Annotated in this window: 21 protein-coding genes and 2 pseudogenes; 8 read left to right on the forward strand and 15 right to left on the reverse strand. The window is 48.4% G+C overall.

Annotated features, from left to right (window positions below; genetic code table 11):
• Positions 1-85: 85 nt before the first annotated feature.
• On the forward strand, positions 86-1,387 hold the full coding sequence (locus tag ACA052_RS16250; protein WP_497645782.1) for a hypothetical protein: 1,302 nt from the start codon (positions 86-88) through the stop codon (positions 1,385-1,387).
• A gap of 817 nt (positions 1,388-2,204) precedes the next feature.
• Here ACA052_RS16250 and ACA052_RS16255 read toward each other — a convergent pair.
• The 3 genes from ACA052_RS16255 to ACA052_RS16265 form a co-directional block, all read right to left on the reverse strand.
• On the reverse strand, positions 2,205-2,843 hold the full coding sequence (locus tag ACA052_RS16255; RefSeq protein WP_497645783.1) for a hypothetical protein: 639 nt from the start codon (positions 2,841-2,843) through the stop codon (positions 2,205-2,207).
• A gap of 367 nt (positions 2,844-3,210) precedes the next feature.
• Entirely contained in the window at positions 3,211-3,591 is a 381-nt protein-coding gene (locus ACA052_RS16260) for a bifunctional diaminohydroxyphosphoribosylaminopyrimidine deaminase/5-amino-6-(5-phosphoribosylamino)uracil reductase RibD (RefSeq protein WP_497650339.1), read from the reverse strand.
• Positions 3,592-3,746: 155 nt separating this feature from the next.
• Entirely contained in the window at positions 3,747-4,289 is a 543-nt protein-coding gene (locus ACA052_RS16265) for a hypothetical protein (protein WP_497645784.1), read from the reverse strand.
• Between the two features lie 550 nt (positions 4,290-4,839).
• Between ACA052_RS16265 and ACA052_RS16270 the strand changes: the two genes are divergently transcribed.
• On the forward strand, positions 4,840-5,052 hold the full coding sequence (locus tag ACA052_RS16270) for a hypothetical protein (protein ID WP_497645785.1): 213 nt from the start codon (positions 4,840-4,842) through the stop codon (positions 5,050-5,052).
• A gap of 559 nt (positions 5,053-5,611) precedes the next feature.
• Here ACA052_RS16270 and ACA052_RS16275 read toward each other — a convergent pair.
• Positions 5,612-5,750 (reverse strand): annotated as a pseudogene (locus ACA052_RS16275) (metal-sensitive transcriptional regulator); the annotation flags it as partial.
• 117 nt (positions 5,751-5,867) lie between these two features.
• Positions 5,868-6,149 (reverse strand): helix-turn-helix transcriptional regulator, encoded by a 282-nt coding sequence (locus tag ACA052_RS16280; RefSeq protein ID WP_497645786.1) that lies wholly within the window; start codon positions 6,147-6,149, stop codon positions 5,868-5,870.
• Positions 6,150-6,873: 724 nt separating this feature from the next.
• Between ACA052_RS16280 and ACA052_RS16285 the strand changes: the two genes are divergently transcribed.
• Both ACA052_RS16285 and ACA052_RS16290 read left to right on the forward strand, forming a co-directional pair.
• Complete coding sequence (locus tag ACA052_RS16285; protein WP_497645787.1) at positions 6,874-7,455, forward strand: hypothetical protein; 582 nt, start codon at positions 6,874-6,876, stop codon at positions 7,453-7,455.
• A 64-nt stretch (positions 7,456-7,519) separates the two neighbouring features.
• Positions 7,520-7,873, forward strand: a complete 354-nt coding sequence (locus ACA052_RS16290) for a hypothetical protein (RefSeq protein WP_497645788.1) — start codon at positions 7,520-7,522, stop codon at positions 7,871-7,873.
• 426 nt (positions 7,874-8,299) lie between these two features.
• On the opposite strand, the gene ACA052_RS16295 is transcribed toward ACA052_RS16290, so the two are convergent.
• From ACA052_RS16295 to ACA052_RS16305, 3 genes are all read right to left on the reverse strand, one after another.
• Positions 8,300-9,007 (reverse strand): hypothetical protein, encoded by a 708-nt coding sequence (locus tag ACA052_RS16295; protein WP_497645789.1) that lies wholly within the window; start codon positions 9,005-9,007, stop codon positions 8,300-8,302.
• Positions 9,008-9,179: 172 nt separating this feature from the next.
• Positions 9,180-10,601, reverse strand: a complete 1,422-nt coding sequence (locus ACA052_RS16300) for a relaxase/mobilization nuclease domain-containing protein (protein ID WP_497645790.1) — start codon at positions 10,599-10,601, stop codon at positions 9,180-9,182.
• Between the two features lie 19 nt (positions 10,602-10,620).
• Positions 10,621-10,980: a hypothetical protein gene (locus ACA052_RS16305; RefSeq protein WP_497645791.1), complete on the reverse strand. Its 360-nt coding sequence runs from the start codon at positions 10,978-10,980 to the stop codon at positions 10,621-10,623.
• A gap of 564 nt (positions 10,981-11,544) precedes the next feature.
• On the opposite strand from ACA052_RS16305, the gene ACA052_RS16310 reads away from it, so the two are divergent.
• On the forward strand, positions 11,545-12,456 hold the full coding sequence (locus ACA052_RS16310) for a hypothetical protein (RefSeq protein ID WP_497645792.1): 912 nt from the start codon (positions 11,545-11,547) through the stop codon (positions 12,454-12,456).
• A gap of 48 nt (positions 12,457-12,504) precedes the next feature.
• Complete coding sequence (locus ACA052_RS16315) at positions 12,505-12,864, forward strand: histone-like nucleoid-structuring protein, MvaT/MvaU family (RefSeq protein ID WP_497645793.1); 360 nt, start codon at positions 12,505-12,507, stop codon at positions 12,862-12,864.
• A gap of 534 nt (positions 12,865-13,398) precedes the next feature.
• On the opposite strand, the gene ACA052_RS16320 is transcribed toward ACA052_RS16315, so the two are convergent.
• Together ACA052_RS16320 and ACA052_RS16325 are read right to left on the reverse strand one after the other, a co-directional pair.
• Positions 13,399-13,647 (reverse strand): hypothetical protein, encoded by a 249-nt coding sequence (locus ACA052_RS16320; RefSeq protein ID WP_497645794.1) that lies wholly within the window; start codon positions 13,645-13,647, stop codon positions 13,399-13,401.
• Between the two features lie 131 nt (positions 13,648-13,778).
• Positions 13,779-14,369, reverse strand: coding sequence for a DUF1353 domain-containing protein (locus tag ACA052_RS16325; RefSeq protein ID WP_497645795.1), 591 nt, complete (start codon positions 14,367-14,369; stop codon positions 13,779-13,781).
• A gap of 279 nt (positions 14,370-14,648) precedes the next feature.
• Here ACA052_RS16325 and ACA052_RS16330 point away from each other — a divergent pair.
• Positions 14,649-14,753 (forward strand): annotated as a pseudogene (locus ACA052_RS16330) (tyrosine-type recombinase/integrase); the annotation flags it as partial.
• A 169-nt stretch (positions 14,754-14,922) separates the two neighbouring features.
• On the opposite strand, the gene ACA052_RS16335 reads toward ACA052_RS16330, so the two are convergent.
• From ACA052_RS16335 to ACA052_RS16345, 3 genes are all read right to left on the reverse strand, one after another.
• Positions 14,923-15,642, reverse strand: coding sequence for a glycoside hydrolase family 25 protein (locus tag ACA052_RS16335; protein ID WP_497645796.1), 720 nt, complete (start codon positions 15,640-15,642; stop codon positions 14,923-14,925).
• A gap of 78 nt (positions 15,643-15,720) precedes the next feature.
• The gene (locus tag ACA052_RS16340) at positions 15,721-16,203 is read right to left on the reverse strand and encodes a L,D-transpeptidase family protein (RefSeq protein WP_497645797.1); all 483 of its coding nucleotides are present in this window, start codon (positions 16,201-16,203) and stop codon (positions 15,721-15,723) included.
• Between the two features lie 82 nt (positions 16,204-16,285).
• Positions 16,286-16,990: a glycoside hydrolase family 19 protein gene (locus tag ACA052_RS16345; RefSeq protein ID WP_497645798.1), complete on the reverse strand. Its 705-nt coding sequence runs from the start codon at positions 16,988-16,990 to the stop codon at positions 16,286-16,288.
• 827 nt (positions 16,991-17,817) lie between these two features.
• Here ACA052_RS16345 and ACA052_RS16350 point away from each other — a divergent pair.
• Positions 17,818-18,744: an FRG domain-containing protein gene (locus ACA052_RS16350; protein ID WP_497645799.1), complete on the forward strand. Its 927-nt coding sequence runs from the start codon at positions 17,818-17,820 to the stop codon at positions 18,742-18,744.
• A gap of 212 nt (positions 18,745-18,956) precedes the next feature.
• Here the strand turns inward: ACA052_RS16350 and mauJ are convergent, their stop codons facing one another.
• Together mauJ and ACA052_RS16360 are read right to left on the reverse strand one after the other, a co-directional pair.
• Positions 18,957-20,285 carry a methylamine utilization protein MauJ gene (mauJ, locus tag ACA052_RS16355; RefSeq protein WP_497645800.1) on the reverse strand — a complete coding sequence of 443 codons (1,329 nt, stop codon included), beginning with the start codon at positions 20,283-20,285 and terminating at the stop codon, positions 18,957-18,959.
• A 503-nt stretch (positions 20,286-20,788) separates the two neighbouring features.
• Entirely contained in the window at positions 20,789-21,097 is a 309-nt protein-coding gene (locus ACA052_RS16360; protein ID WP_497645801.1) for a hypothetical protein, read from the reverse strand.
• Between the last annotated feature and the right edge of the window lie 124 nt (positions 21,098-21,221).

Here is a 21,221-nt window from a genome sequence, read left to right on the forward strand (position 1 = left end):
AATCGGGGGAGATTGGAAATGGCTGTAGAACGTCAAGGATTGTGCCAAAATGCCATCATTCAAGGACGGCTAGTAGGCGCAATAGATGACACCGTGGCAAGCGAGTTACAATTTTCACCCTGTTGGCCAAGGCCTTTTCACTAGTGGGGCAGTTCTCGTTGGAGGGTCCGAACCATTCTGGTGGGTATTTGACTGTGGAACCTATCTGAGCGCTCATTTCAAGGATCTGAGTAATGAAATAGCGAGCCTGTCAGATTTAGTGACTGAGTCTAGAAGTGACTGCGATCCGAAGCTGGATCTTGTATTTATCTCGCATTTCGACAGAGATCATATCTGTGGGCTGATCGAGCTTCTACAGACATTTAACGTTCGTCGCCTAGTGCTTCCATACATGTCGTTACGCAAACGACTGAGCATCATGCTAGAGGGGCAATCTAGCTCACTCAAACATTGGCAGCTCTTTGCGCTTGATCCCATCAGGTATATTTCTTCGACGCCTGGCATCAACGTCGAGCGGATATCCATAGTCCCGCCATCCAACTCTACGGAGCAAGAGGACCGCCCGGTAATCGAACTTCCACTGCTAGACGACGATTTGATTATTGAGCCCCCACCTTTGCGTCCGCCTGTTACCTTCGACGAGAATTACCTACCTGGCAGCTATCCCATCGAGTGGCTAAGCCCCTCCGCTAAATTTTCAGTTAAAGGTGTATGGGAATTTATTCCATACAATGATTCATCCTTCGAGAAAAAGTCGTCAAAGCCCTTTCAGAAGCTTATTCGAAAGCTTTCGAATACCATTCTGGATCCAAGCTACCCTGGTAGCCTTGAAGCTGTTAAACGCTCAATGGAGCGTATTTACAACAAGACCTTCGGCGCGTCAGACCGAGCAAGAAACCTTATCTCTCTATTCGTCTATACCGGCGCGATAGACTGCTCCTCGGATAAAGACTACGCAATCTTTACTTCGAATCACCTGACTGCCACAGACTTTGAAAAGCTTAATTTCTGGCAATACCGTTTGCATGCGCCATACTACTTCTGGCCTTATCCCTATGCGATGGATATAGCCACGCCTAAATCGCTCCTACTCACAGGTGACGGTTCACTAAAGACCAAAAAGAGGCTCAATGAACTGGTTGCTTACCTCGGAGAGCAGCGCATCGAAAACGTTAAAGTCCTTCAAGTGATGCATCATGGGGCAATCACCAGCTGGCACGATGACGTCGCACGCGTTATCAACCCTGAGTACAGCGTCTTCTCCGCTTTTCCTTTTGGGCGACATCCGCATCCCCACCCAGCAGTTGAGTTCGCGTTGCGGGCACACGGGCCCATTTACTGCCGCGTAGGCTACGGCTTTAGCCTGTGGCAGCGCCCTTTCAATTAGCAGATGTCAGTGACTTAGTCGGGCCAGTCCGTGCGGACTGCGTAATGGTTCTGGGCATTTTAATGGATGGGGTCTCTGTGGGGACAGCACACTCCCCATGGGAGAAGCTCCTGATAGGTAGGATCTAGGTCAACGCTCAGCCAAATGATATTTCGGTCGACTGAGCCCATTGCAAACCTGCAAACGTTCGGCAATCGAGGACCGCTGGACTCGGCAACATGACAGCACAAAAGCTTTGAAAAATAGCGGAGCACATCGAGATAAGCCTCCACACCAGCCGCATAATGAGGCAAGTCAAAGACTGACAAGGGATCCTCGCCTGCCGACACTCGTGCAGATACCTGCGCATGAAACCTGTCGAACTCTCTATCGGCTGCCTGGGTTCTCACCCCATTGCACGGTGAGCACATCCGAGCTGAGAAGTGGAAGGCTTCGGATTTTGGGCCTTGAGCGGAACGTATGATGCTTTGTCCATCGAAATTCCCGATGACCATGCGATCCTTTCCGAAGATTTTTCGCAAAGCAGATGCTTTGATCTTGTGTTCACCAGTGAGCAATTCACCAGATCCACACCCTACACTCTCCAGATCAGTGCGACATCATGCGTCGCACTCATCTCGGAGGGCATATTCATTTCATAGCGATGTCGGCAGCACTTGTTGGCAAGCCGCTATCGATGTGAAGCAGATATCCGCCCTCGAAAAACACTAAACTACGAAACGCCCGCTGAACGATTTAGCCAATCTGTTGCGTCCACCGGTTGAATCCGCAGCCAGAAGCGGACGTTCGTGGACGGCAACTATCGGCCACCACGTGACTATCCCACCAGGCCTGCCTTCACAAACAGCTGGCAGAGTTTGGTCGGGAGAATGGCACCACCATCAAGGCCGCCATTGTTCATTCCTAGACCGGCGTTCACAAATGCAAGCAGAAGAGACTCATCCATTTCGACTGCGTCTTCGATTTTTGCCCTGGAAAATTGGCCTATTTTGTCGATGTCAAAGGACGGAATTCGCTCAAGAGCGAATAAGATGCGGCTAAGCTCTTCAAACGAAATGTCTTCTCTGGCATAAGCCGCAAAACATTTTGCTGCAAGCTCAGGCTTTTTCGCGCTCTCCATCCTTTCCAGAATTTCGATTATCGTCTCACCTACTCTTCCAGCGAATTTGTCGTTTTCTCCAAGCTTGCGCAGCATCTCATTTCGCTTGTCTTCTGAAATCTCGGAAAGCTGGCTGAGAAAACGAAGAAGCTTGCCGCCAAAAACATGATCCCTGATAGATAATGTCGCGCTGAAGATACCGGCTATGGTGCTAACGACCGGGATTGATTTCGCAGCATCAGAAGCGAGCAAGGCATCTATCCCCAGCTCGACATATTCCTTTGCTGCTTCTCCCATTGAACCGGACCGTATTACTTTCGCGAGTTCTGAACCACGCGGTGAATCTTTCTTGTCCATGAGTCTTCCTCAGTTTTTTGGTACGTTCTTTCTACAACAATACAAATCTAATAAGACTAGCGCTGACCCAGCCGCTAGTCAGATCGTTATTGGTTAGTAGCTGTAGATAATTTGGCGTATCTAGAATCACATGAAAACCGTTACCATCGGAGCGATAAGACTAAGTATCGAATTACCATTCGCGGATTGAGCATAAGCGTCCGGGCATCCCACCTTGCGCCGAGTGGCCAAACGATTTACTGATCGTTGCGATCCGACGATCCACCCGGCTTGCTTACCAAAAAATCAGCTAAGTCCTCAGCCGCCTCCTCCGCCAATAAGCCGACAACCACTGCAATTCCTGCATCTCGCAGCATTTTTATGCCCGCTACCGAATTCTCGGATCGGGATCAAGCAACCCAACAAAAACTTTCTCGATTCCGCTGTTTATCAGTGCCAGAGCACATGACGGAGGTCGACCATGAAAGGAGCATGGCTCAAGCGTGACAAAAGCAGTAATCCCGGAGCAGTCATTCGTTAATCGGCTTAACGCCATCGCTTCCGCGTGATAGAGCCCGGACGCCTGTGTATAGCCTTGGCTGCTTACCATGTTGTCCTTTACCAGCACGCAACCTACTGGCGGGCTTGGAAAGCACACAGGTAAGGCTAAGCGCCCCTGGGCAAGAGCAAGCCGCATGAAATCGGTATTGGATAGGGGGCTAGACATATTCGATTGGTGCTCATCCTTAGTTGCCGAATCTTGGCACATTGAATTACGAAAAGGGGACGAGTTTTTTTTCACTACTTTTCTTACACACCACAAAAAAATCGGCCCCTATTTTTCGTCCTATTTTCCCTGTTTTTCCATATGGAAGGCGATGGAATACATCGACGAGGGACTACAAGAATACAATCTTTGCGACTCTACTTGTTTATTCGAGGAAAACACCCTAGAACATTACTCGGTGAGATAGTAAGAAAATAACCGCGCCTCCACAGATACGCCCCCAAAATAGCAAAAGCCAGAGAGACTAACGACCCAAGCATTCCTAAATATGCACGAGGTACATCGTTGCTTCCTTTATCGGTAAACATTTTGAAATGAACCTGCCCTTTAATTGCAACCCACCCAATAGCAGATTGCAGAATCCCATTATTACCAAGCGCCAAGATAGCGAATGTAAAAAAAACCCTTTCCACTATTCCAACCAACACACCTGTAAAAAGAAATTCTGGTAAAGACTCATCTCCAAGTTCGGTCACGGCCTTGCCTTTGTCTTCGCTTTCATCTTCAGCCTTACTCTGTTCAGTTTTTATTTTTTTGTGGTGATGCACTATCTTCATCAGCTTCCAAAAAACCGAGTAAAAAATCATTGTTACTAAAGCACCGCCAAATCCGGAGACCACCACTAAACCAAAAAACAGTGGTGTATCAAAACCCATATTGCTCCACCAGTTGTTATTCATCGCGATGCCCTCCACTTTAAGAACCTGACACACAAAGTTACTGCACGCTCCGGCAACCGGACTGTAAATTTCTATTATTTCAATCACACTCAAGAGAACCTAGAGTCCAGCCACCCATCAGAGTTATATTTCAGAGTAGCGGCAACTGCGGAATGCTGCTCGTGCATCGCAGAGTCCGCGGTTAATGCAGACAGATTTGTCTTCTCCCACCCTCCGCCAACTATTCGCACTACCTCACCCACCCGCCTGGCCCCACAAAGCAAGACCTCAGCCCCGCAAGCCCAATCCTGATAAACTCCCCCACCTCCCAGCCTCACGGATTCCAGAACCCCCATGTCCGTAACCACCGCCTCACCCGCCCCGCTCTCCCGCCGTTTTCCGTCGCGCCCATGATGGATTGGCTGTAGCACTCCCCCAAAGCACTAGCCAGCCTGGATCACACACCGTAGGTTCCTCGCTTTGTAGCAATTTCTAAGCAACCTGCTAATAACTGCCTATCAGGGGCACTACCGGTACTATGCTTGTGATTTTCTCGAAAGGAGTCGACGCCATGCCTAGTGAGTATTCGCTGTTGGATGTGCTGGAAAGGATCTACCACAATCAGCTGGCTCTGGAGGCAGCCGTCATGGAGTTAACGCTCCAAGTCGAGAAACAGGGTCTAGCCGAGGTTGGGGACAACGTCCGCGGGGCGCTTGACACAATTGGTGAAAACGCCGGCCACATCAAACAAGGCCTGGCAAAGCTCAGAACCAAAGACCATTAATCAAAAAACACGCCAATTATGCTGGAGTATTTTGGTCGTTAAGACCAAACCCAAGGTGTTTATTGAGGCTCAGCGCATATCACTACTGCATGCACAAACGCATGATTGGCATTGAATGGCATGGATTGGCGTACGGTTTGCCCCACCTTCGCTAGCCCCTCCTCCCTGGTTCACGGCCCCGCCAGGTAATCCTAATGATGGGCAAACCAACTCCTCTGACAGGGAGCATTCGTCAAGAGCGGACGGTGGGCTATTGGTAACCCCTGCGCTGCTGGCTCGCCTCCCCCAAGAGAGCGTAGCCGACAAAGAGCTTCCGGCACTCTTGGCGGGTAACCAGCTCGTTCCCATCGTGCATAACACGACATACGAAGCTCTCCGCAATGTCAGCCCCTTACTCGCCTCCCGAAGTGGCCTAAGCACTGTAGAAGACTCAATGGCAGTGGTAGCGGCAAAAATCGCTGAGTTGGTCGCGCTCTAACTATATTGCCCATACACTTCGTCATTCTGTTGCGCTGTTCAGAGATGGGCTCCGACCCCACGGCCAACCAACCTACCCGTCGTTAAGTTGCTGAGCACCATCGACGCACTCACGATCATCTTCAATCAACGTGATGATGCTACGCAGCTGCTTAGGGGCGCTCGATAATCGGCTGATGGATCCGATGAGTGCGGGGATGGTTGTGTTCATGTCCACTCATACCCTGCTACTCACACTCAATGAAATACGTCGGGATGTTCTCCTCAGAAGGAGTAGATGCCATAGCGGCTGCAAAGCCTATCAAAGCTTAATCAGCGTGGTATGGCGACTTCGTTATTCAATATTTAAATGCCGCTAGCTCTTGCTCTACCCGCCTCAGAACATCGCTAGGCTCTACCGTGCTGTCATTAATAGCCGCCGCCAGGATGAGAACCGTAGCCAGCTCAACGCCCATGTGAGCGCAGATCCCGCGCAGAATCACCAGCGATGGAGCCCGCTTGCCGAATTCGAGATCGCTGAGATATTGAGAAGACACCACACCGTCAAATTGCGCTTGCGTCCATCCTCCACGGATCCGCAAATCTCTGAGCACTGCTCCCAGTGCTTTCTCGAAGCTCATGCCACTGCCCACTGAAGAAAACAGTTGGCATTAGACGAATCATGCAGGTAGATTGGAATCAACGATAGTTGATACTAAGATATATCGTACTTATAGTAATAGCTTTGGATGCTGACCGAGCAGCATTACGCTCACGGCCAGCACCGATTCGCCTCATCAATAACGAGAACTAACTCGTGAGGAATTTGGAGGATTTGGCAGTGATTTCAATCGGGACATGGATGAGAATCCGGAATCGCCTGGACGCGTACTTTCGCACCAAGGCACTTCGACCTGGTCTCGTACGAGTGACAGGCGAGGGCTCGCTTAACGTCGATCCAGAAGACGTTACCTCGTCCGCATCATCCAAACAGGCAGCGCGCGCTGCTTACTTCCTGATTCATGCCAGAAGCCGCCCGACTGCTAGTCCCGAAGACGTCGCCATCATGCGTAGGTCTCTTGATGACCGCACGTCACCAACGTGGGTCGGACACGTCGCCCAGACTTTCGAAGGGCATTTGGTGCTGGAGTTTCAAAATGAAGTTTGCGAATCCCTGAACTGGCGGGAAGGGGACCGGATTGGGTTCAGGCGACTGTACTCGGGCGAATTGCTGACCTCCGTGGACAGGCGAGCCAGACGCGAGATCAATCCCTCTGACGACGAGTGAGATTCACCACGTTGTCTCTGAGATACCCAAAGGCCTTAGGGCAGCCCCGCGTCAGAAAATGCAAACAGGAATAAATAATGAACGACAGAATTTGCGAAGTTATAGCGAAGCTGAAGGCTGACGCAAACGAATTGGAATTCACGGGCTTCATCACGAATGCGCATGTGACATGCCCGTCGATATTAGAGGGTGAGATCTGGCACCACGTTCGCGCCGAGTCTTGCGGCAGATTTGCTGACGGCCACAGGATACAGACCTCTCGGATAGTTGATATCAATGCCCACGGTGAGAGCCTGTGGGTAGATACTGAGAACGGGAGCCGATATGGCATCCTCTCGTTTGCGCCATTGGGCTGGATATATTTTAGCAATTTACATCGCGCTTTTGATCAGCTGGATCCTGTGCCAGCTGGCGCGCCGATCTTCGATTTGCATTCGTTACGCCATGGCCGTCGACCAGCCGAACACGGTGGTTTGGCGAAAATAATCGAAAGGCGCTTGAGACGCGAGCGGACGAAGTCTGAAAGCAGCATAAGAAGCTCTAACCCCCTCCGTCCTGATCCAAATCCGGATTACTTAAAGCAGATGAAAGAGCATGCACGGGAATCGATAGCGATGTTGCAACGCAACGGCGTGAACATAACCAAGCATGATGAATAAGCCCCACCTAGTCACCTGCAACGTCAACCGACGCCTCCCGTAACGCTTCTGACAGGTTAGTCCGATGCATGCTGATCTCGCATTAGAGCTTCAAAAACGCTACCCAAATGCTTTTCCGAAGGCTGGCGAAGCACCTATCAAATTCGATTGCGGTGAAGGCTGGTACCCGATCATCGACACACTCTGCTCTTTGATGGCAGAGCTTAATCAACGCGAGGGGCAGCAACCATCCTACATTCATAGCGTGAAGGAAAAGCTCGGTACCATTCGAATTTTGGTATCGGGCCGCGTACCCGAATCTCACGCCTGGATCAGGTTCGCGGAACAGCATTCCGCTCACACATGTGAAATCTGTGGCGGAAAAGGTCGGTTGTTGGCCACAGATGGATGGCAAAGGGCCCGGTGTGAAAAGCATTGATCTTTTCAGACCAGTGATGCCTGAAATACACTCAATTAGAGGTTTATGAAGCGCTGTAAACTTCACATGCTGACGTAAATAATGGTTACCCCCTCCTCCCCGTGTGCGTACGCATTGCGTTTTAGCTGACGTTTTAAGTACGGCGCAGGCCGGGTAAGCTTTCGCTGCGCAAGTGCAAATGGGCGACGTTAGGTCATGATGATCGATCATGACGCGGGCACTGGCGGCTGTTCCAACCCACGGAATTGATGCCGTGTTCGTGGATGTGGAGTGGGTACTTCAATCAGAACAGATTTGCGTGAAATGCGGTCGATCTGTAGCACCTGTAGGAAGTTTAACCGGTCGGCGATAGACAAGGTGCGGAGAGCACTCAGGGGAGTGACTAGTCGAGCTGACTGTCCACCTCATCACTGATAAATTCTGATGTCATTCAAAGCCACGCTTTTTTATCTCGTTAAAAAGTTCTAGCCCTTCATCAGCTGCGTTCCGACCACCTATCGTCCCCTGCACTTTGTAGCCGATACCCCTGCCATCCAAGACGCAACCAAGGGCCGCCCAAGTAGCACGCATATCAAGGGTCTGCTCACGCGAATAGATATCAATTCCTCTACGACCATTTAGATTAATGAAACGCATGACCCTTTTGATAATATCGAGCATGTCAGAGCAAACTGATTCTGACGAAACATCATCAATAGTCCGGGCCGCGCTACCGTTAGAATGCTCACCAGCAACCTGCTCACTTACTACGCTCTGGATTAAATCCAGCGGTATTTCCACTAACGGTACAATTACGCCGCTGAACTCGCCGACTTTTGCCATCGGATCGCCATGCTTTGAACTCGTCTTAAGCAAAGGTGTTCCGCCAAATTTACCGGCGGCCGCGTTCTCGATAAATGCTTTGTTGATACGAAGTATCTGGAGTGCTCTCCACTCTTCAAATTCCGATGCCTTGTCATCCGGAATTTCCGGATGACTAATTGGCTCAATTAAATCAAATGAAGCAACCTGAATTGTAGTATTTTTCCGCAGCCCTTTAAGCTCACCACCGTTACTATCAAAAGCAACAACAGGACTAGATACAGATTTGAGTACTACAATTTTGTCGCAGTTATGACTCATACGAATATACATGAATCCTATCCTTTTTTATTCTTATACTATTATTCTAACACAAAAAGTTATACCCCCAGTACGCCACCATGAGAAACGCACACGTTTTTTTGAGTGCCGGATTTTTTAAATATTAGGAAACTGATACTTTATACTCGCGATTTAGCAACTTCCAATTTAGCTCAATCGATGTTTAAAGACTGTTTGTTAACGCAGCTTCTTTTTCGCTTTCTCGGCACATACTCCATAAACTCGACAATTGTTTTTTCAACTGTCCAGCAATAGCCTCCTCCCAGTTATGATCTAGAACAAATTTCCCTGCCTCGTCTAAATCGACTGGAACATTAAGCCTCAGTGCTGCTTGAGAGTATTCACTTATGTTGGCCTCATAGTCAAAATTGACCGCCAATCCTCCAAATAGACTTTCCATAAAAAGCTGCAATAACTTCATAATAGAAGCTACAAGTTTTGCAATTTTCTCCTTTTCCAGTTCAATCTCAACTTCGGCTCGTGATTTTTTGCGCATGCTGTAGGTCATACCGAAATTGAAGCCAATGAAAAACTCGGTTCGGTCGTACGAATGATGCATACCAACGCGCCTTGAGTTTTTTCGAACGTATGATTTTAAGTTTTGACTAGGAGGATTAATCTTTACATATGCACGAAATAATGCACCATCATTTTGTAATGAGCAAACATCAGGGTTAGCCGTTGCGCTGCCTATACCAAGCTTTACGTTGTCTCTAGACGGAAGGTAACTAACGCCGCAATTTTTTTGAAGACTCTGCCAAGTGAGCTTTGTAGACATCACTGTACTACCGGTAATCCAACGCCCGTCCTGTCGATCAAGCCTATAGCTGATGCCTTCTACAACACCAAATTTATCGCGAACTCTTATCTGGACTCCTCGCTCCGCGAATCTATCAACCAATTGAGACATGTTCAATGGACGATTGCTTGCTTTGAAGATTTCTTTAGAAATACCGCGAATGATATGTGCTTGGTCTTTTTCAGGATTTTCTTTACTCGGTATCTCCTTTGTCCAGCCATCGCTGACTGGAGACTTCAAATTATATTGCCGCTCTATCGATCTGGCAGCATCCATTCCCTTTAGCCTATCGTTGCTATCACTCACAAGTTCGAAATGGGCTCCTAGTGTGGCGCGCTTACTTGAAGAATTTGACTGCACAAGTTTCACTCTTGATGAGACAATGTGCACATGCTCCAGCTCAGTATCTCGGTGTATGACCGCGACATATTTTGTCGTGTCATCGTAACCTAAATCACGCATGTAATTTCTTACCACATCTACCCAATCATTTCTTGTAAGCGACTCACCTTTAGCTAGCGATAGAATGTAATGCCCGCAAAGCCTGTTACTTCCCCCTTTGTAGAGTAATGCATAATTTTCAAACTCTTTAATGATTGGCTCAACATCAACAAAAACCTTCTTTTCACCGCCATCTAAAACTTCATAAAATGGATTTTCAGAAATTAAATTTCCACCAACAAACTCCACTAGCTTTCTTTTCTCACAATCTTGGGGTCTTGCTGCGAACTCATATACCAATCTATTCCGAAACGTCGCAGAAAACGCTTTACTTTTACTAATCATTACAGCACTCCGATTTTTATTATTGCTCGTTAATTAGCGTATTCAATTGCGTCATTTTAATTTTCGCGGAATAAGACAGTGTGTAAGCGGCGTCCGGCATGCCTGGAAAACTGCACAAATAGTAAACAGCGTTGATATCACTAGCGATAGAGCCTAGGTAGGCAGAGACAGAAGCTGACTTAGCATCCAGTCCAATGTTTTTTTGTTCAGCCAATACAAATGCGGCAGCCCGTAAAAATTGAGAAAGATATGCGAAGCCGAATTTTTTACTGATCAACTTCAACTCTTCGGCTTCTTGCTGACTTAGATACACTTCACTAACAATCGTACGTGGATTTAGCTTTTTTGGGCGACCACCCTTATTCTTAACTTTTTCCATTCTTGTCACCTTTATTATTATTTTAATTGGTGTTTTGTCTTTTTTATTTATTCGCGCAGAACCCAACGGGTTTGAGCACAAGCCGTTTCGATACCGTGCCAGACCGAGGAACGAGGTTAGGTACGGGGGAGAAACATAGCTTGCAAATCAAATCCTCCAACTTATTATATCATCTTAATATTAACTTTAATAACGCCATATTCGATTTGATTCGTTATTTTCTTGCAAACTATTGAATTTTGGCTATGCTACGGGTATGTGACGTTTCAGAACGTGAAATCTGTCGTGTGATGTATGTGTTCTGACCAGCTGGGGCTGAAATGGCCCAGCGGATGGGTGCTCTGCCTGCCACAGACTCATCAGTGACGAAAAATAAAAGTGACGTGCAGGCTTAAAACTTATGGACTGCCTTAGAAACAAGTGAGGTATTGAAATGGACAGGCATGCACTCCAGGTAAAATATTTGCGTACTGAGCAGCCGAAGTAGCTTCTGCTTTTCAGTATATTGCGTAGAGCGTTCGGTCATCAGCCAATTGATTCGAGGCATGAGAAAGAGGAACCCCCATGCGGCCCAGAAAAGACGAAGTAAAAAAAGTGCTCGACAAGGCCGGAGTCCTGTACTGGAAGTGGCAGGAGCTGCTCGAAAAAAATGAAGATGATGTTGAGTCCGAGCGTCAAGGGAACAAGAGAATGGGACGCCCTCCCGTGCCACTCAAAGTCCTTCGTCAACGGGCGCAGGAAGCTTACGAGGCAAAGTTGGTTGAGCTTCGCGCGATAGAAAAAGAATTCGCGCGAGAAGAAACGCCTGAAGCTGAGATTATTGAAAAAGGCGAGCAGCTACGTGAGAAAGGTCCAGGGCGACCAGCAATTAGTGAAATCGGAAGAAAATTCCGGCATTTGCGTAGAAAACTGAAACATCTCGAAGACGCGATGGCCGCTGTCGATGACACCGCATCGTCTGCCTACGACGGCCTAGGTCGTCCTGCGATGTCATCTCGCGAGCGCGTTACGTACTACCGGCGAGATATTGAATCAGTAAAAAAAGAAATCGAAGCCGAGTTGTCAAAAATGTCTTCTGTTGAACGTACGAAAATCTTACTCGACAACGCACGCATTGATCGACGTGATGCGAACATGCGCTTGAAGAAAGAGCCGGAAAACGCAGAGACGATCAAGTCGCTCCTAGATAGATTTGATGTCGAAATCGAAGCTCTCGAACAACAGCTTACGGAAGAAGATCGCGCTTCGAAACCTGTCGTCCAAGCGCCAGTGAGAACTCGATATGAACGAACACAACGTGAGTTGAGTCCACGCATTACTGAGATCGTTCAAGAATTAGAGGCGCAGCTGATCGTTCCCACCGTTCCTATTGAAAGGAATAAAACCAGCCTTGAGAAATTTAAGGAAGAAGTTGCTCTGGCCAGGGAATTCAATGCGGCTATAATTGAGCAAATCGAGTCGCTTAAAGCCGTATAACAGTACATCTGTGGACGGCGCCTGATCCTCAACCTATGAGACACGAAAATGTCGAAGATTGCCGAATTCAAAGCATTAGAGGCGCAACTGGCAGAGCAATTGAAACAGCTAGATGCTATGAAAAACGATGACGGGCTCAAACGAGAAATCGAATTTGAGGGCAAGCTTCGGAAGCTCATGGGTGAATACAACGTCACTCTGCCTGCGATCATCGTCCTGCTTGACCCACACGCTCGCCAGAGCGCCAAACCGGTAGAGACCAAGGTGGGACGCAAAGCTCGCGCAGTGAAGAGATACAAGAATCCGAACACAGGGGAGGTGATTGAGACCAAGGGTGGCAATCACAAACTGCTCAAACAGTGGAAAACCGAGCATGGCGCTCAAGAGGTAGAATCCTGGCTTCAGTGATCAATACGCCAGTCAGACCGAAGCGCCCTCCCCTTGCGGATCGGCGCTTTTTTTGTGCTCAAGACCTATTCGAAGACAACATCGTGCATCTGAATTTTGCATCCGGCGAAAAGGAGCCCGGACTGAGAAACGTCTGCGAAGCGATCCACAAAAAACCAAGAGACGCTGCCACTTTTAATAACCCTAGCAAAGCGCCTTTGATCGCCGCTTATGGCAAGATTCTGGGGATTCCTGAAGGAAACCCGACGCCGAAAAGGTTGAAGAGGTCGGTCAGACCTTAGAAGCGCTGGATGTGATCGAGCTGCGTCGAGGGAGATAACTGTCTATGGTATACAACTGCTTTGGGTCGGGCGGCAGTCGGCCAAAAGCGGACAGTCGAGTATATGCGTATACACCTGCCTATTTTAAACACGAAGAAGTAATCTGCCGTGAACTTATTGTAAGTCACGGCAGAGATAGCATTGAAATTAAGAGCACATCTGCATTAAAACTAAACTGGTGAAACATTGCGCCCAATGGCAAACCACAACATTCTTAGGGGCATTTTTTATCAAGGTATCCTTGCGCGACAGCTACCAATTTATCTTCTATTTTCTGCGTGGGAATCAATGGGATTTTACTAAGACCCACATGTATTACAGCCTTTAATATTTCCATAATCGGCTTTTTAAAATCACAAAAAGTTATACCTGCTAAAGATGCAGCATCAACCTCTGCATGTGAAGAAAGGTACTCTTCTATTTCTTTATTTGTGCTTTCAATCTCTGCTGCTGGGACGCTCATTTTTCAGTCTCCAATTGTGGCCGATAGAAATCAGCTTGCAATGCGGCTCGGCACAAACCACTATTGCATACGACAAAAAACAAACGACATCAAACATCAAACTTCAAGTTGTACAAAATCAGTAAAAGCAATCACTTCTGTAAAGCGAGTGTATCCGGCGCAATTCCAATTTTCAAAGAAAACGCCATATCGGTGCGTCGCTCTATCTCGTCAATGTCATCAGTTTCACCATCATGCAAAACTTGATCAGCGCAAACGCATAAGTCTCTTGCCATGTTTTCATCACCTGCACTACTTGCTAACCTCGGGCGGAAATCGATGCTGGCTGAGTCCCATGCGGAAACTAAATTTTTAATAGACCCAATACGTACACCAACATATAAAATTATAGCGTCCCGAACAGGGCAACCTCCATCTCTACACGCGTGATAAAACATTCGATCAGCTGCACGGCGGCTACCTTTACCGCTTCTAGCGTCAACGCACGCCTGATCATGAACAAGTGCGGCTCTTCGATAATCTCCGGTAAATGGAGATCCTATCAGTGTCCAGAGTGCACGAGGTATTGAGGCGCCATTGGTCTTCATATTTGCAGGCGCAACCCAGCGTTTTTCTTGAGGGTCTTCATACCAAAAATCAGAAATTAGCATCATATGACGATCTGGAAGTTGTGAATCAGTGACCCATACCAGCGTTGGTTCGCCCGAAAACATATTGCCCATAGCTATACCCTCAAAGTCTTACTGGTTAAATTCAAGGCCAGATGCTGGTATTTAATCTAGATCATGTGTTCATTTTTTAAATGCAATTGGATAGAATATTTCAAGATAAAAAGGCATTTTTTTGGGTCGAATCTCACGACAGAGAAAATCATCATTAACTCAAACTCTGCCGCTTCGGTTTTTTTGTAATAACTCCAGAGTGCGGCGCCTATGTTTTTGAAGAATTAACATCCTTTATTAAATGTTTATTTCGCCAGTATCGGTGGTAACCTAAAAGTTCTGGAGGCTTGGATGCATCAGGCCCACCTCCGCAATGAGGACTTCTTGTTTCCGCCCCGGTTGCATGGTTCAGATCTCTCCACCAGGCAGTACGCTAGAATAGTCTCGTCCGCAAACTTAACCCACGCACATCCAAATAGCTTAAGCTATGATACAATTCGAAACTTCATGAACCATGTTCCCTTGCATATAGACAACTAACGTTCGAATTCAGCCACAGCCGAATGCCGAATGCCGAATGCCGAATGCCGAATGCCGTCAAGATATTATGAGGCTAAGGTTCAACTCTCGTGAACGGCCAAGCTGCTTTTAATTGCTCTGTGGTGCCATTGAAGACGTTGATGTCCATGTCCGGCTTTGTGCCTGGCACGGAATGCTGTACAAGCAACTCACTGGAGAACTGCCACAGTGTGTAGCTTGGCCAAACTCCGGCAGGAAAATCCGTGACGTTGGGTTTGAACCTTGCGTACCACAGAGGCGTCTTGATGAAGATATTGTTTTTGTACTTTGTGGAGATTAGCTTCGCGCTCGAATGGTTTGTATAGAGCACCGGATACCGACCAGTCCTTGCTTTGACACGTTTAATGAACAGTATTGCTTCGTCAACATTCATGAGCTTATCCGACAGCGCGTCCTCAAGATCGAGCGCGATGAGTTCGTCGGAATCGGGTTTTACCGTATCGATGTAGAAGTCGGCCTGCTTTTCAGGATTTCCGGAAACCCCCCAATGGTAGGACCCCCACAGGTAGCCACGCTTCAACGCCTCCTCTTTGCGTTTGGTGTAGCTTGGATCAAGTTTAGAGGTTCCAATCGTGGCTTTGTGGATGATCGCAACTACGCGCCGTTCAGTCGCAAGCTTGTCCCAGCCTATGCTATTCGCGTAATACGGGTCGATAATGAGTGCGACGGATTGATCCTTCCATGGTACGTTGAATTCAGCCGCCGAAGTCCATGTGGCCCAGCATGCAGCAAAAAGTAGTGTGGCGATGCGCATATGAAATCCTCCTATCGTACCTAACGCTGTAGTTAACCGGCCCGCATCAGCAGCTCCGCCTGAATGACTTGTTATGTGCTATGGCCTTATTTCAATGGGCGTGCCTGAATCGACAGACAGCCACACTAAATCCATATCCGAGTTCTTCAAGGCAATACAGCCGTCAGTCCAATTAAAAAACTGAAGTACTGGTGCTGCCCACCCAAAACCATTTTTTTGACCGTGAATCATTACTGCTCCGCCGGGCGATACTCCTAATTTGTTTGCCTTTTCCATATCCACTTTGTTTGGATAGGAAATGTGGATAGCTTTGTAAAAGGCACTATCTGCCTTTTTGTAATCGAGAATATATCGACCTTCTGGAGTTCTCTCATCGCCCTCCTGCTGCTTGTGATCTTCAGGATTTGCACCAAAGGAAACAGCGAAGGAACCGATTTCCTCGTGATTTTTTAGCAAGATAAGCTTGCGATCACTTTTGTCCACCAAAACCCAGTCAGCTTTTTCGATTGCAAGTGCACAATTAGATAACATGATCAAAAACAAAACATATCCTAGATTCATGATTTTCCTATATTTTCACATACAACGCTTGAGTTGTGCGGCCCGCGCCAGCAAGTTCGCTTTAATAATTCTTTATGCCAAACTAATTCATGAGACATGGATAGACGCTCTTCGCATGCTCGGCGGGAATATGGGCGCGCTTTGAGCCTGGATTAATAATGCTGCGAGCACCGACCCAGTCTGTGGTTTGGCCATTGAAGTAGGTAGATAGCTTGCGCCACTGCCCCGTTTTTGGATCTTTTGAAAACATGCCTTGAACCGCCCCCTCAACGAGAATGACGATTGCTTTATCTCTATTTAAAGCAAGGTCTGGATTTGAAACCAAGTCATTGCTCCAACCAAGAGCCTGCCCGACACGAGCGTAGTTGCGCTTGTGCGTAATTTGAACAAGACCACGACCATAATAAGACCTACCATCCAGAGGGATTGCATAGTTCTCTGATTCTGGTCGGTTGCGCTTCTTTAGTAATGTCGTTACCGCGTCAATTGAGCACTGGTCAGTAGAACACAAACCCTCACGAACAGGTTGCATTGTGCCGCCACTCTCTCGATATGCAGTTGCCAGAATGTAAGCGAGCCAGCGTTTGTCTTTGTATTGTTTTGACTCCCAGTAATCAAAGATACCTTCAAAGGTTTTTCTGGACTCGCCTTTAAAAGCATACGGCAAGAATTTCCTTTCACATGCCGAATAGAATGTCTCTCTGTCTATCTGCTGGGCATTTTCCTGAGCTGTAACTGGCCAGACTGCAAATGATGAAATTAGTAATGATAATTTCAAGATACGCATAAATTTTCCTTTTTGGCCTAACGTTTGGCTAAGGGATGGCTAGCAGTACAGTTTACAGACGTCCCGAGTGACCGAAGCGAACGACTTGAGCCAAGTCTTAGGCTACACAGCTGTAAGCGACAAGTGACGCCAGCGTTGCGTTCGGCCAGCGGCGCGGATGGCGCGTCGGTTCTGGTCCGGAAGGTTATTTGTGATGTGCGCATTGTGTGAAAGCACCTCCTTTGCTGAGCACAAATCACAGCCTGGACTGTCAGGTGGTCATTTGCTTCAGGAGCACCGTGACGATGCGATAATTGTGCTTCCTGGCTCGATGCTGAAAACTAATATTGCCCTTGCGCCCAACTATAGTAGACGAAACAGATGGGGCAATGTTTTCCACGCATAACGTTCCTTGTCCATGCGTGATCCCTTAAGCCAATTGAGTCCAGCGTATGAAATGCAACATGGGCAAAGGAGAAAAATCGGCAAAACCTGCACGGAGATTACAAACTAGTTGGCAGTGTATCTTTGGTCGGCTTTGGGATGGTCGCCCCGTCCGTAATCGTCCGCTTCTGGCCGGTTTCAGCCCTTCGTGAAAGGCAGAAATCGGCCCAAAAGAAGACAGTTCAACAATGGCCTAACAACAGGTCTACGTTGAGGCTTGGAGGTTTCTTCGAAATCCGTAGCGCTTCAAAGGCCCGCAATCGACTCTGAACAGATAGGCATACGTGCTGTACCGCTCTTAACGGCCGTTCAAGGGCGGCCATAGACCTGAGTGAACTGCAATAGCCTGCCTATCAAAAGGCCATTAAACTGGAAATCGCCAAACGGAGCGGAGTCAAGGAACGATGGCAAATCCAACAGATATACCTTTCCACACTGCACGCCAGTTGCTGGACCACTTGTCCCCTCTAAACCCTATTTGGGATGCTGGAAGATTCATCTTTAGAGGTCAGCCAAGTGATGAGTACAAGCTGACACCATCAGTGTGCAGGCGTGGAACAGGCTCATTCGCCTATGGCTCGCCAAGGAGGATGTTTGATGCCTCAACGGCTGGGCAAGTGGCCTTTGAGCTGGAGATATTGAGGAAATTTCTGATTGGCTGTGATCGCTCAGGGCTAAATGTTCCGGGTTACACCGAACAGTTGAGCGGAACACTTGCCGATGGTTGGGGTTCGTTCCAAAGTCCGCATATCCCTTGGCCGTCTTCTCAACTATACGAAATCATGGCCGTAGCTCAACACTACGATGTGCCCACTCGCCTCCTAGACTGGACTGAGAGAAGCTTTGTCGCCTGCTACTTCGCTGCCTCATCGGCAAACCTTGAGATTGATAGCAGGGAGATGCCGAGGCTGGCTATCTGGGCTCTGGACACCACTTATGCGATGCACTGGAAAACAGTGAAGGTGATTAGGACTCCAGGGGGAACGAGCAAAAATCAGGCGGCTCAGTCTGGTTTATTCACCACGCATGAGGTTAAAGGATATAACCCAGACGACGTGTATCAGGTAGAAGCGCTAGAGGATGTTGAAGAGATTTACAGCATGACAGGGAGCCATGCACCACTTGTCAAAATGACCTTGCCGATTGAGGAGGCCCCCGCTTTACTAGACCTTTGTTCGCGACTTGGCGTTGATGGCTCAACGCTCTTTCCCGGCTTCCATGGTGTGGCAAAAAGCGTAAGAGACTGGGCTAACGTTGAGGTTGGTGTGAGGCCGTCTCAGTTACTCATTCAGGAATACAATGAAGACGGCTACGATCCAGACTTCCATTAAATAACAGTCGCCTGCGGGGCAAAGCAACAAACTGCATCGCCTCTGACTTCCTGGACGCCTTCGACTGGCTCCTTTTGGCTGAAAATCGTCGTTCATGAACGCCAGTAATAGACCCATTGCAGTCAGTCGCGAGTACCGCAATCGACCCGATGCGGAGTGCTGTTAGACTTTCGGCAGCCAAGTAGTGACCGACTATCGCTGCGCCACTAAATTCACACATTTTCCCCGCCGTTTTCTCGCCGGAATTTTTCAATCACTTCGTCAATTGCTTTGTCAGGATCAGGAGGAATAATGTTCACTGGGATAACGACTTCGCAGTCAATCGGCTCGATATTTCCACATGTCAGTTCTGCCACCCCATTGCCTAGAACCTTGTAGAAGAATGTCGCATAAGCTCTAACGTCCTCTTCATTCGGTGAATACTCAGCATACAGTAGCCCTCCATCCTCAAGATTCGTATGTACACGACCACTTCCATAGTCTAGAAAGAAAATTAGCAGGACCGTTTTTCGTTCATTTATAAGAACTATTTTGACCACGCCGTCTTGCACAGCATCGACGTGCATCGTCATGTCTTCAAGTCCAGGAATAGGTCCATCCGGCCACAACCCCACGGAGACAAGCTGACCTTGAAATCCATCTACACTATCTGGCGTCAGGCCGCTCCTCAAGGTCTCTAGCGTGGTCTCGGACAGCATAGGATTCCACGGCGCAATACGATTCCTAGATCTGTACAATGAGCGCGAGTCGGGCACCTTCAGTTCATCACGAATATATATACGAGCTAGTTCCTCCATAATCACTAGATCTGACGAAAGACGCCGTCTATCTGAGGGAATATCGGGATCAACAATTTCACCTTCCAGGGACGCGTGAGCAACTGCACATCGTCCGCTATCGTAGAGATGGCGGCTGACATCGACTCCCTCACTGCGCAATTCTGCTACTCGTTTCGCCGCTCGATCTGTAAGTTTTTCTATATTCTCTTTGAGCCAAGCGACTTTCTTCTTTCCCTCCGAAAACTGGGACTCAATTACCTTGTAGAAGCTGAGGAAAGCATAACTGTCATGTACTTCGTCGAGTCTCTTACCTTCACGCCAAAATGCTAGCGCCTTGCGTATATTTTCCTGATCGATGATCGGCATGTGATTGCAATTGAACGATCTCGTTCCCGCTATACCTAACGAAGAGAAAACTGTTCTTGGATTGCCATACAAATTTGCATGACTACCCCAAATGTATCCAGATACTTCAACATACCCTCCTAGGAACCAACTCAGGATTGATGTAAAACGATAGACTTTCGTTATCGCTTCATCAGGGTTGTTCTCATCGCATGCAACCGTGATCCCTGGCGGGGAGGGTCTTTCACCCTGTGAGGTTCCGCGAAGAAAGTACTCGTCACCGGCGTATTGCACGCAGACGTCTAATGGAGGCCATGCAATGGAGGAAGCCACACCCGCCGTCAACCATCCCATTCGGCTAGCAAGCTTCCGCATCACCTCGTCACCGAAAGTATGTAAAACGTATGGCGTTTGCATGCACTTCCCCCTCAATCAAATATTCGAAAACACTCTAGAGGATAGACTCATGTCATTAGGGTGCGGGCATCGGGGTTTATATCTCCAGGCCGACCTGAATCCCTCCTCCTTGGTAGACGCTGAATGACTGCATTTGGTTGATTGCTGCCTTTCGCAAAGGGCAGCTATGGTTCGGTAACTGCCCTTCGCGATAGGCCGCACTCGGCCAAAAGCAGGTATTAGACGGGTCTACGAACCCAGCGGTTATTCACTGCTCTAAATCCCGCTGTCTGCCGAAGACATTCACGGCGCCGATGCCCTATTGCATCGGTCTCGCTGATCCCGTCTCGCACCACCCCGAAACCATGTGAGGTAAGGGTGCGGGGGCCGCCGGTGTTGATTCCGTACGTCGCACTATCCGGCTATCGACGTCCAGGCCTTCCCAAGGGCTGCCCTGGCTACAGGTAAACTTGAGGCGTAAAAAAGCCCGCGTTGAGCGGGCATCGGGAATCATCCGAACTAATTCAGGCACCTGATTCAGGGTCACTCGCAGGCATATCGCGAGCTTCCTTATCGTTTTCGTCCTGATCGTCCATCTGTTGGTCGGCGTAAGGGTTATCGGCTAGACCGCTCTGCCCAGCTTCTGGATGCTCACTCGACACCGAGTTATTTGCATCCAAGTCAGTCATGTCTTCGTCGATAGGAGCCTCGTCGTCTGGAGGCAGCGGAACTTCCGGCTCGTCCCTCTTGCGGTCATGGCCGGTTTCGTTGTCCGTCGTGCGCGTTTCAGGCTGCTGTGATTTGTTGCCAGGTGCGTTCTCGTCAATGTCCATGCTGAGCCTCCGTACTGATGCGCGGGATGTCCGTGCTTGAACATGAGAAACGGCAAAGCGTTACATAGTGCAGCGCAGTGGACGAACGGAGAAGAAAAACCTGGCTCACTGGCCGGGCTTCTCT

It is taken from the genome of Pseudomonas sp. LBUM1644, from assembly GCF_059716195.1.

Excerpts from the sequence above, each read along its gene's own strand:
- ACA052_RS16335 (WP_497645796.1), bottom strand. The coding sequence starts at position 15,642 with ATGCGCATCGCCACACTACTTTTTGCTGCATGCTGGGCCACATGGACT.
- ACA052_RS16280 (WP_497645786.1), bottom strand. The coding sequence starts at position 6,149 with ATGAGCTTCGAGAAAGCACTGGGAGCAGTGCTCAGAGATTTGCGGATC.
- ACA052_RS16320 (WP_497645794.1), bottom strand. The coding sequence starts at position 13,647 with ATGAGCGTCCCAGCAGCAGAGATTGAAAGCACAAATAAAGAAATAGAA.
- ACA052_RS16310 (WP_497645792.1), top strand. The coding sequence starts at position 11,545 with ATGCGGCCCAGAAAAGACGAAGTAAAAAAAGTGCTCGACAAGGCCGGA.
- ACA052_RS16300 (WP_497645790.1), bottom strand. The coding sequence starts at position 10,601 with ATGATTAGTAAAAGTAAAGCGTTTTCTGCGACGTTTCGGAATAGATTG.
- ACA052_RS16350 (WP_497645799.1), top strand. The coding sequence starts at position 17,818 with ATGGCAAATCCAACAGATATACCTTTCCACACTGCACGCCAGTTGCTG.
- ACA052_RS16345 (WP_497645798.1), bottom strand. The coding sequence starts at position 16,990 with ATGCGTATCTTGAAATTATCATTACTAATTTCATCATTTGCAGTCTGG.
- ACA052_RS16305 (WP_497645791.1), bottom strand. The coding sequence starts at position 10,980 with ATGGAAAAAGTTAAGAATAAGGGTGGTCGCCCAAAAAAGCTAAATCCA.
- ACA052_RS16265 (WP_497645784.1), bottom strand. The coding sequence starts at position 4,289 with ATGAATAACAACTGGTGGAGCAATATGGGTTTTGATACACCACTGTTT.
- ACA052_RS16255 (WP_497645783.1), bottom strand. The coding sequence starts at position 2,843 with ATGGACAAGAAAGATTCACCGCGTGGTTCAGAACTCGCGAAAGTAATA.
- ACA052_RS16250 (WP_497645782.1), top strand. The coding sequence starts at position 86 with ATGACACCGTGGCAAGCGAGTTACAATTTTCACCCTGTTGGCCAAGGC.
- ACA052_RS16290 (WP_497645788.1), top strand. The coding sequence starts at position 7,520 with ATGCATGCTGATCTCGCATTAGAGCTTCAAAAACGCTACCCAAATGCT.
- ACA052_RS16340 (WP_497645797.1), bottom strand. The coding sequence starts at position 16,203 with ATGAATCTAGGATATGTTTTGTTTTTGATCATGTTATCTAATTGTGCA.
- ACA052_RS16260 (WP_497650339.1), bottom strand. The coding sequence starts at position 3,591 with ATGTGCCAAGATTCGGCAACTAAGGATGAGCACCAATCGAATATGTCT.
- ACA052_RS16270 (WP_497645785.1), top strand. The coding sequence starts at position 4,840 with ATGCCTAGTGAGTATTCGCTGTTGGATGTGCTGGAAAGGATCTACCAC.
- ACA052_RS16285 (WP_497645787.1), top strand. The coding sequence starts at position 6,874 with ATGAACGACAGAATTTGCGAAGTTATAGCGAAGCTGAAGGCTGACGCA.
- ACA052_RS16295 (WP_497645789.1), bottom strand. The coding sequence starts at position 9,007 with ATGTATATTCGTATGAGTCATAACTGCGACAAAATTGTAGTACTCAAA.
- ACA052_RS16315 (WP_497645793.1), top strand. The coding sequence starts at position 12,505 with ATGTCGAAGATTGCCGAATTCAAAGCATTAGAGGCGCAACTGGCAGAG.
- ACA052_RS16325 (WP_497645795.1), bottom strand. The coding sequence starts at position 14,369 with ATGGGCAATATGTTTTCGGGCGAACCAACGCTGGTATGGGTCACTGAT.
- ACA052_RS16360 (WP_497645801.1), bottom strand. The coding sequence starts at position 21,097 with ATGGACATTGACGAGAACGCACCTGGCAACAAATCACAGCAGCCTGAA.
- mauJ (WP_497645800.1), bottom strand. The coding sequence starts at position 20,285 with ATGCAAACGCCATACGTTTTACATACTTTCGGTGACGAGGTGATGCGG.